Annotated in this window: 11 protein-coding genes and 1 riboswitch; of the genes, 2 read left to right on the forward strand and 9 right to left on the reverse strand. The window is 37.3% G+C overall.

Features of this window, described 5'->3' with window-relative positions; genetic code table 11:
* Positions 1-69: 69 nt before the first annotated feature.
* The 7 genes from BFA01S_RS19640 to BFA01S_RS19670 all read right to left on the reverse strand — a co-directional run bounded on the left by BFA01S_RS19640 (position 70) and on the right by BFA01S_RS19670 (position 4,408).
* The gene (locus BFA01S_RS19640) at positions 70-1,254 is read right to left on the reverse strand and encodes a glutathionylspermidine synthase family protein (RefSeq protein ID WP_066234938.1); all 1,185 of its coding nucleotides are present in this window, start codon (positions 1,252-1,254) and stop codon (positions 70-72) included.
* Positions 1,255-1,298: 44 nt separating this feature from the next.
* On the reverse strand, positions 1,299-1,760 hold the full coding sequence (locus BFA01S_RS19645; RefSeq protein ID WP_066234910.1) for an RNA helicase: 462 nt from the start codon (positions 1,758-1,760) through the stop codon (positions 1,299-1,301).
* An 18-nt stretch (positions 1,761-1,778) separates the two neighbouring features.
* Positions 1,779-2,177: a DUF350 domain-containing protein gene (locus tag BFA01S_RS19650; protein WP_066234911.1), complete on the reverse strand. Its 399-nt coding sequence runs from the start codon at positions 2,175-2,177 to the stop codon at positions 1,779-1,781.
* A 38-nt stretch (positions 2,178-2,215) separates the two neighbouring features.
* Complete coding sequence (locus BFA01S_RS19655; RefSeq protein WP_412758868.1) at positions 2,216-2,530, reverse strand: aminotransferase yhxA; 315 nt, start codon at positions 2,528-2,530, stop codon at positions 2,216-2,218.
* A gap of 207 nt (positions 2,531-2,737) precedes the next feature.
* On the reverse strand, positions 2,738-3,061 hold the full coding sequence (locus BFA01S_RS19660; protein ID WP_066234918.1) for a hypothetical protein: 324 nt from the start codon (positions 3,059-3,061) through the stop codon (positions 2,738-2,740).
* A 138-nt stretch (positions 3,062-3,199) separates the two neighbouring features.
* Positions 3,200-3,308: riboswitch (SAM riboswitch) on the reverse strand.
* 133 nt (positions 3,309-3,441) lie between these two features.
* A complete protein-coding gene (locus BFA01S_RS19665) occupies positions 3,442-3,738 on the reverse strand; it encodes a putative quinol monooxygenase (protein WP_066234920.1) in 297 nt (98 codons plus the stop codon).
* A 31-nt stretch (positions 3,739-3,769) separates the two neighbouring features.
* Positions 3,770-4,408: a nitroreductase family protein gene (locus BFA01S_RS19670; RefSeq protein WP_066234941.1), complete on the reverse strand. Its 639-nt coding sequence runs from the start codon at positions 4,406-4,408 to the stop codon at positions 3,770-3,772.
* A 233-nt stretch (positions 4,409-4,641) separates the two neighbouring features.
* Between BFA01S_RS19670 and BFA01S_RS19675 the strand changes: the two genes are divergently transcribed.
* Positions 4,642-5,304, forward strand: a complete 663-nt coding sequence (locus BFA01S_RS19675) for a TetR/AcrR family transcriptional regulator (RefSeq protein ID WP_066234925.1) — start codon at positions 4,642-4,644, stop codon at positions 5,302-5,304.
* 290 nt (positions 5,305-5,594) lie between these two features.
* Positions 5,595-6,782: a M14 family metallopeptidase gene (locus tag BFA01S_RS19680; protein WP_066234928.1), complete on the forward strand. Its 1,188-nt coding sequence runs from the start codon at positions 5,595-5,597 to the stop codon at positions 6,780-6,782.
* 126 nt (positions 6,783-6,908) lie between these two features.
* Here the strand turns inward: BFA01S_RS19680 and BFA01S_RS19685 are convergent, their stop codons facing one another.
* Positions 6,909-7,757, reverse strand: a complete 849-nt coding sequence (locus BFA01S_RS19685; RefSeq protein ID WP_066234931.1) for a hypothetical protein — start codon at positions 7,755-7,757, stop codon at positions 6,909-6,911.
* 97 nt (positions 7,758-7,854) lie between these two features.
* The gene (locus BFA01S_RS19690; RefSeq protein ID WP_066234934.1) at positions 7,855-8,052 is read right to left on the reverse strand and encodes a hypothetical protein; all 198 of its coding nucleotides are present in this window, start codon (positions 8,050-8,052) and stop codon (positions 7,855-7,857) included.
* Between the last annotated feature and the right edge of the window lie 259 nt (positions 8,053-8,311).

An 8,311-nucleotide genomic window follows, 5' to 3' on the forward strand; every position in this document is an offset into this window, starting at 1 on the left:
TTACTACCCGTTAAGGCTGGGATAAAAAATAAGCCTGTATCTGTTCAAAATGCAGGCTTATCTTTATTTCTACCCTTCTTCTTTTAAAAACCCCACAGGCAAATAATAAGAAAGATTATTCGTAATAATACCTCCGGCTCTGTAACCGATTGCTGCCGCTTTTCCGTTAAGCAGAAAGCTTCCAAGCAGAAGCCTGCCTTCCTGTTTTCCTTTTTCACTATTAAAAGTTATTATCGGATGCTCAACAAATTGCTGATAAACAGGGATGTATTCCGAATAAGACTTTTGAACGTCTGCATGTACTAGCTGGCCTTCCTTATCAAATATTTCCAATGTGTCCCCTTCTCTCCCGAAGGCAGGCTTTTTCACATGTGAAAGACCATTTTGTAAAAAATAATCAGCTTCAAGATAAGTCGGAAGAAAGAATTCATCTATCCATAGATGCTCTTCTTCCGTAAAAAAAGGATGGCTCTCTTCATGCAATCCCCAAATGACTGCCTGAACTGCCTTGCTTTGCAATAAAAAGGATGAGGGAGGGTTAATGATAGAAAGCTTCCCCTGTTCCACAAGTTCCAACAACCATAGGCCAATTGGATTTCCTTCCTCATCTTCATCCTTTATCAAGCTTTCTATCGGAAATGTCTGCCGATAAAGGATATCTATTTTCATTCCATCCTCATCAAAAAGCCCCACATCCTTTTGGATTTGCAGCTTATGCAGAGGAGTAAATTTAGATGGCACACCATTTTGAATATATCTTACGGTTTCACTATCCTCGACACTATCCTCATGAGCAGTAAAAACAATATGGGGATATTCTTTCCTTGCGCTTTGATATATGCTTTCACGAACTGCTTTTCTTAAAAAGTGTTCCATTCCCTCATTTGGGTTTTCCACTCCAAACTGCTCGCATACGAGCCCGTTTATATGAAATAATTCTTTAATAAATGTAGGAGTATCAGCATTGATTTCAATACATTTATAGCTCTCCCCGTATGGAATAAGATCGAGCCGGGAAATCACACTTTCGATTGGAAGAGTTTTCAGCCTTATAAATGAAAGTGTCTCCTTTGGAAATCCCATTTCAAGAAGAGTTTCATCAGGCACCTTTCGAAGCAGAGAAGCAGTCTTGAAAAAAATGAAGCCGATACGCTCACTTATAAGACGTATGCGGGCAACCTCTTCTTTGTCTACAAGTTTTATATCATACAACGCATATTCTTCCTCGTAAAGATCTGCCCAAAAGTCTTTCATTTTCCCGTAAAACCGCTGCCGCTTCGTATGGTACGTTTTTCCGCTCAATCGTCTGCCTCTCCTAAATCATCGACGTATATAACATACACTCCCCGATCTTCATCAATTTCTGTAGAAGTGACGAGTTTTTGTCCGATTCCTGGAATATGAACAACATCCTTTAAAAGAAAGCGGAGAGCATCGAAATGAGTACTGCATGGAATACGGGAAATGAGCGGAAAATTCTCTCGCTCATTTGGACTGCGAAATTCAATATGCACTCCTTGACCACGAAAACTTTTTTCATCTTCCCCGGGTAGATTCCTCCCTATTTCTTTAATGACTAAAATGTCCTCTTCCCCGTCCATCTCGTTTGCAGTGAGCTCGTACTCAGTTCCTCTCATAATAAAATATGTACAAAGCTGTCTGGCGTAAAGCTCATCCACTCCAGCTTCTGGAATGCGGTACTCATAGAGCGGCTCATAGAAATCATTTCCTCTATCAATATAATAAGTCAGTTTTTTCAATGCATTCTCCCGCCTCTATTAGTAAGATAGACATTTTGCTAAAATCCAGCCGATTGCGAGCGATAAAGATAATAACATAGTACCTACTGCTCTGTTATCCTCTTCGATTGCTTGATGAATACTGAAACGTATCGTAATAACTTCCGCTAAAATAAACACAATAATTTGGGAAACAATCCCGATAACTCCCCAAATCACCATATCAATCAATGATACCGAATATTCGGCAGCAGCTCCTAAAACAATCGCAAGACCGATGACTTTCCCGCCGAGTGACATTGCCGCTGTTACATTTTTCTCAGCAATCAGACGAAATTCCTTTAGCTTCGGTGTACTGATCGTAAATAAAATAATTCCCAAAACAAGCAGAAGCAGAGCAACTCCTAAATAAGATAAAAAATTGATGTATAAATTCACATTGGTCCTCCCTTTCAACTTTAACAATGGAGGGAAACTCATCCCCCGAAAACTTTTGATCCGCTTCCGAATCCGGAGCTTGTCTTAATTCCTCCTTTGAATGAGGAACCGTCTTTATAGCTTTTATAGGCGCTGCTTTTTAATAGCGAATTTTTATTATTATAGTAGTTACCGCCATAATAATAATGACCACGATGACTTGAACTGTCATCATCACATGCCCATACACCTTTATCATCATCCCAATCCCAGTCATCACAATTTGGATCCGTTGGTTTAGGAGGAAGATTAGCACTATTTGAACCACATCCAATAAGCCCGAATGTTAGAGCGGTCGTCGTAATCCCAGCCATTATTTTCCTTGTTTTCCCCACTATGTTCACCTCTTTTTCTATTTGCATTATACTTTACGAATCTATTTTAATAAAAGATTCAAAAGAATTATTTCCGGCAATATTAAAGTACCTTAGCTAAATGAATACATTCAAAAGGCATTAGCCGATTCAGAGAAAGTGAACAGGCTAATGCCTTTTGAAATATAAGTAGACAAACTCTCTTCTTTATAAAACAAAATCCATATAATCCCCAAAGCCATTTATAATAGGAAGCCCTTGGTTTTGCAATTCCTCCCATACTTTCTGATCAAGTGCAAATGGAGCCTTTTGCTGAAGATAATTCAGTTCATTTTCTGATAGATCCACACAATAAGAAAGCTCATTCATTTTTATAATTAATTCATAGTTTGCAAACTTCTTAATGATTACTTCAAACACACTGTCCCATTCTTTCAGTTGACGTTCAATTAAATTAGCAACATGCTCTAAGAAATCTTCTCCGTTCAAATTTCGAGCTGTATAACTTCTTACAAAACTGTTTATATTCATTCCTGTTCACTCCTTCATTATTGATTCATTAGTTTTCAAGAGATGAAACAAGATCTTCTTTTCCATCCAATCTTGTAACAGCTTTCCTTGCTAAAGAAAAAGCTCCTTTTGCATTGGACGCAAAAGGAGCTTTAAGCCGTTTTATCATCCAAAGCATATAATATGCCTTGCTGGTCTTAGCACCTTACAATTTTGTAGGTTGCTGTGACGTCATTGAGCCAGATCTCTCAGTCACTCTTGATAACTATGAAATTATATACATTATAAAGCTAACAGCTTGCTCATGCAACTATTATTTTTACTTAACAAACCCGTTTACAACAATAAAAAAGATGCCCCTAAAAACTATACTTTTAGGGCATCCTCTCTATTTTTTAATTTTATAATTTTAATTTCTGACCTTCAAATACTTCAATCTCTAATGGAGCAGCCAGGAAGTCTTGTGCTTTAGCTGTGAACTTAATAAAGTGATCACTTGAATTATGGCTGGCAACAGCTTGCATATCCTGCCAAACTTCTATCATCGTATATACATTTTCATTTTCTGTGTCTTTTTGGAGACGATAAGAAATATTTCCCTCTTCCTCCCTTGAAGAGGCAATTAAAGGCTGAATTTCCTCTAAAAACGCATCCTCTTTCACTGGATTTACATGGAGTTTAGCGTGCATAATGATCATCGCATCTCAATCCTTTCCTGTATATATTCCATTACTTCCACTCTGCAACTTGGTCAATTGGAAGACGTACAGATGGACGTCCGTTATCTGCCGCTTTACCAATAGAGATCAGCATAACTGGAACATAACGGCCTTTATCTAATCCAAAAGCCTCGGCAATCTTGTCTTTTTCATATCCGCCAATCGGATTTGTATCATATCCGTAGGCACGGGCAGCAAGCATTAACTGCATAGATACAAGACCGCCATCTACTAAAACAACATCTCTTAAAGCTTCGTGTGAAATAGATTCAAAATAGCCGGAATAAGCTGTATGAAGTTGCTCTTTTACTTCTAAAGGTAGAAATCCTTTATCTACAGCTGCACCGTAGATATCTTCAAATTTCTCAAAATTATTTAAATCGCCAAAAACAGCAATCACTGCTGATGATGTCTCAACCTGAGTCTGATTGAAACGGGCCAGCGGGGCAAGTTTTGCTTTTGCCTCAGGGCTTTCAATTACAAGAAACCGCCATGGCTGCATATTAACAGAAGAAGGAGCAGTTGTTGCTAATGTAAGAATTTCTGTCATCTCTTCCTGGCTGATTTTTACTGATGTATCATAATTTTTTATAGAGCGGCGCTCTGTTACAATTTTATTAAAATCATTCGTTACTTGTCCTTTATTCATCGTAGTCATTTTTGTATTCTCCTTTTTCCCTATTGCAAATTTATTCTAATATTCTTAAAGTAAATATACCATCATTCACTTTAGACAAAATTAATATAAAATGTCTAAAATAATAACTGTTTATAACAATACTCCAATTGTTTTCATTTGTAAACTAGGAAGAACTGGTATGCTGGAATTTTAATTAGTCTTATTAAATTATGTTATAATTTGGGGATAAAGGGAGTGTTACTTTGAGAAAAATTGCACCTGATGAAAGACAAATGATGAGAAAAACCTATGTGAAAAAATTGATCCATGTCATTCGTACTCACGGGTTTCTTTCTCTTACCATTCAGGAAATGGCCCGCACGATGAATTTGAGCCGAGCTTCCTTATATAATTATTTTTCTTCAAAGGAAGACATCATTATGGAGCTGACTAATCTCTGTATTGATTATATAAATGAAGCTGGTCAAACAATTTTCAACGAAGAGCTGTCATATTCGCTCCGTTTACAAAAAGTGTTTGAACAAGCTGTTCTTTCGGCTGTATATGCCTCAGATATTTATGTGCAGGATTTAAGGAAAAGCTGCCCACATCTTTATGAAAAAAAGATGCAGGCAAAAAAAGAACAATTATCTATTATTTATACTTTTTATGAAAATGGTATGAAGGCAGGATTTTTTAATGAATTGAATATCTCCATCCTAATACTTCAGGATGAAACTATAATAGAGAAATTAGTTAATACCTCTTTTTTAATGGAAGAAGAAATGTCATTAAAACAGGCTCTATCTGATTATTATGCAGCGAAAAAAATCCAAATTCTTAAACATGAATACGTGCAAAACACTGAAAATGAGAATATTAATGAAATGGTAGACTGTATACTGAAAAAGCTTGCAGCTGTTTAACCTCTATAATTCATTTATTACAACATGAAAAAAAAATTCATTCCACTTATGTGCTTGTACTGGTATCGGCGAGGAGGATACTGTTCCTCGCCTTTTTATATTTAAGGAACTAACCCTTTTCCGGCAGCAAACAAAGGTCAATTATTAAGCCTGGCACGTGAGCTTAATTCCCCGGCTTTTTATGTCCAATAATCCTGTTACAACACCTTCGCTTTCCCTTATGAATAATAAACCGTTCCGCATGTCATATACTTTTATGAATACTCATTTTTAATTAGAGGAGGAACGATATGGACGTATTTGTTAGGCGGGGAGACTCCTTTTGGTATTTCAGCCAACTATTTAAAATTAATGCACAGCTTATTATCAATTCCAATCGAAACATTAACCCGCAGGCACTTTCGATAGGACAGCGGATTCAAATCCCGGGATTTGTCGCTGTCAGTTATCAAATCAGACAAGGAGACTCCCTATGGTTAATCGCCCAAAGACGAAATCTTCCTCTAGATACAATTTTTCTCGTCAATCCTGCCCTTGATCCTAATCGCCTGCAAGTCGGGCAGACTATCAGAGTTCCGCTGAGAATTACATGGAGACTTGTAAATGGGAAACAAAATTACGATTACAGTATGATGATGAATGATATTAGACGGTTACAGACCGTTTATCCATTCTTACAAACTCCCTCCATCGGGAATTCCGTGCTTGGACGAGAAATACCGGAAATGGTGATTGGAACTGGAAATAAAAGAGTTCATTATAATGGTTCATTTCATGCGAATGAATGGATCACAACCCCTATCATCATGACCTTTTTAAATGATTATTTACTTTCCCTGACAAACCAGAATACGATCCGAGGACGTTTAACCTTCCCTCTTTATCAGCAAACTACATTGTCTGTCGTTCCGATGGTCAATCCTGATGGCGTGAATCTTGTATTAAATGGACCGCCTGCTGAACCGTGGAGAAGCAGAGTGATTGGATGGAATAACGGGAGCTTGGACTTTTCCGGATGGAAAGCGAATATAAGAGGTGTGGATCTTAATGATCAATTCCCTGCCAAATGGGAATTAGAAAGAGCTCGTAATCCAAAGACTCCAGGTCCAAGAGATTATGGTGGTGAAAGCCCTCTGTCTGAACCCGAAGCCATTGCTATGGCGCAATTGACAAGAAGGCGTAATTTTGCAAGAGTCCTCGCTTTTCACACTCAAGGGGAAGTGATTTATTGGGGATTTGAGAATCTTGAACCGCCTGAGGCTGAAGTGCTTGTGAGAGAATTCAGCAGAGTGAGCGGCTACACACCCGTCAAAACGATTGAAAGCTATGCCGGATATAAAGACTGGTTTATTCAGGACTGGCGGAGACCTGGTTATACGATTGAAGTTGGCAGAGGAATAAATCCGCTTCCAATCACCCAGTTTGATGAAATTTATGAGAAGACTTTAGGAATTTTTCTCGCAGGGCTGTATTTATAAATTCCTGCCAAAATTCTATCGAGATTGTTGTATATTAATCCCGGCATAAAATTTGGAAGTTTTATAATTATGAAAGGAGCCGCTTTTTATTCTTTTTAGACCAGTACCTCTTTTTCAGTCAAGTTTTCACCTATGAAGATTGTTATTTATACCATTATTACTAATCCGATTTGATGGTACAGAAGGCATAATAAAGTCGGTTGCCTCTGAGACAGCAGTCAAATCAACAATAGAGTTTCCATGCCCAATAGAAGCTATATCCCATACCATCCCTTCCATCTTATTATACTGACCAGTAATTCTTGCAATCTTTTCAGTAACCGCAGAAGGCTGTATTTGCAGATTGGTCCATTGATTGCCACTGCATTCGTTTGGAACAGTTAATCCGCTTTCCAGCTGAATCATCGTTACACAGTCATCCAGTGATGTGTTGGTAAAGCGGTTAGCATTCACCCAAGCCATACCAGCTGAAGGCTTTTGTGCTTTCAATTTTATTCCGATATTCATTCCCGCTATTTTCACATTTTCGAAATTAACATAAGAAATCTCGTGTCCGTTCCCTCCTGAAAACAAGGACACCCCTGTTCCTTTATGACTTCCTGACCAGTTAATTACATTTAATTCTTCAACTTTAGTCTTATTCCAGACATTATAATATTTATGTTTACCATCTAAACGAATCACGTCCGAATTAAAAGCTGCGTCATCAATAGCAATGTAAGCTCCTTTAATTGCCGCATTTCTTTCCAATTCTATCACTGGAAAATTCCCATAGACCACAAAGGTTGTTCCATGTCCAAACTCCAATCTTACTCCTCTTCTAATGACTATAGGATTAGTAATGTTATAAGATTGATCTGCCAGCATTACTGTTTTAATATTATTTTTGCTGGCAAATTCAATTGCATTTTGAATCTGAAAGGAATGGTTTGCTCCTTTAAAGTCATCTGCGTATACCTTTTCTATTTGTGCCATTATTTATGCCTTCACTCCTCTTTTACTTCTAAAAGCTGCTTATTTATTTTATTTTCCGAATTATTTATTGGTGCGCCCGAATAAAATCAACTTTTTTCTAGAAAGAATCTTCTTTGCCGCTAATTCCATATGAACTGACTAAAGGGTCTCCATTCTCAAAGTAAATACTTATTTCCTCAATAATGTCAGAAGAGATAAGAGTATGGGCTGCACCAATATCAATCACAAGTTTGTCTATTATTTTCGTTTTTTCCTTATATAAAATCGTCATTTCAACTTCTAGTAAATGGTTCACTACACTAGTCCTAACTTCATAACCTCATCTCTCTTAAACCAACAGGTTTCCTCACTTCAATGACAATTTTTTCAGAGTCCGTATGATAGAAAATTTAATATTCTTTTTATTCATATCTACTCAATATAATCGACATTTCAGAAATGAAAAAACCATAGAAACTAGCTTGACTCTCCAAGCAATTTCTATGGTTAAAATTAACGTCTTTTTTCTTTGTATAAAGTGAAACTTCCATCAGTGGGGGTTTTTCTCCTCCTCC

Origin of the sequence: Metabacillus fastidiosus NBRC 101226 (genome assembly GCF_001591625.1) — a bacterium.
Classification (GTDB): Bacteria; Bacillota; Bacilli; order Bacillales; family Bacillaceae; genus Metabacillus; species Metabacillus fastidiosus.

Coding starts and splice junctions, on each gene's coding strand:
- BFA01S_RS19660 (WP_066234918.1), bottom strand. CDS start 3,061: ATGAATATAAACAGTTTTGTAAGAAGTTATACAGCTCGAAATTTGAAC.
- BFA01S_RS19640 (WP_066234938.1), bottom strand. CDS start 1,254: ATGAAAGACTTTTGGGCAGATCTTTACGAGGAAGAATATGCGTTGTAT.
- BFA01S_RS19680 (WP_066234928.1), top strand. CDS start 5,595: ATGGACGTATTTGTTAGGCGGGGAGACTCCTTTTGGTATTTCAGCCAA.
- BFA01S_RS19655 (WP_412758868.1), bottom strand. CDS start 2,530: ATGGCTGGGATTACGACGACCGCTCTAACATTCGGGCTTATTGGATGT.
- BFA01S_RS19685 (WP_066234931.1), bottom strand. CDS start 7,757: ATGGCACAAATAGAAAAGGTATACGCAGATGACTTTAAAGGAGCAAAC.
- BFA01S_RS19670 (WP_066234941.1), bottom strand. CDS start 4,408: ATGAATAAAGGACAAGTAACGAATGATTTTAATAAAATTGTAACAGAG.
- BFA01S_RS19665 (WP_066234920.1), bottom strand. CDS start 3,738: ATGATCATTATGCACGCTAAACTCCATGTAAATCCAGTGAAAGAGGAT.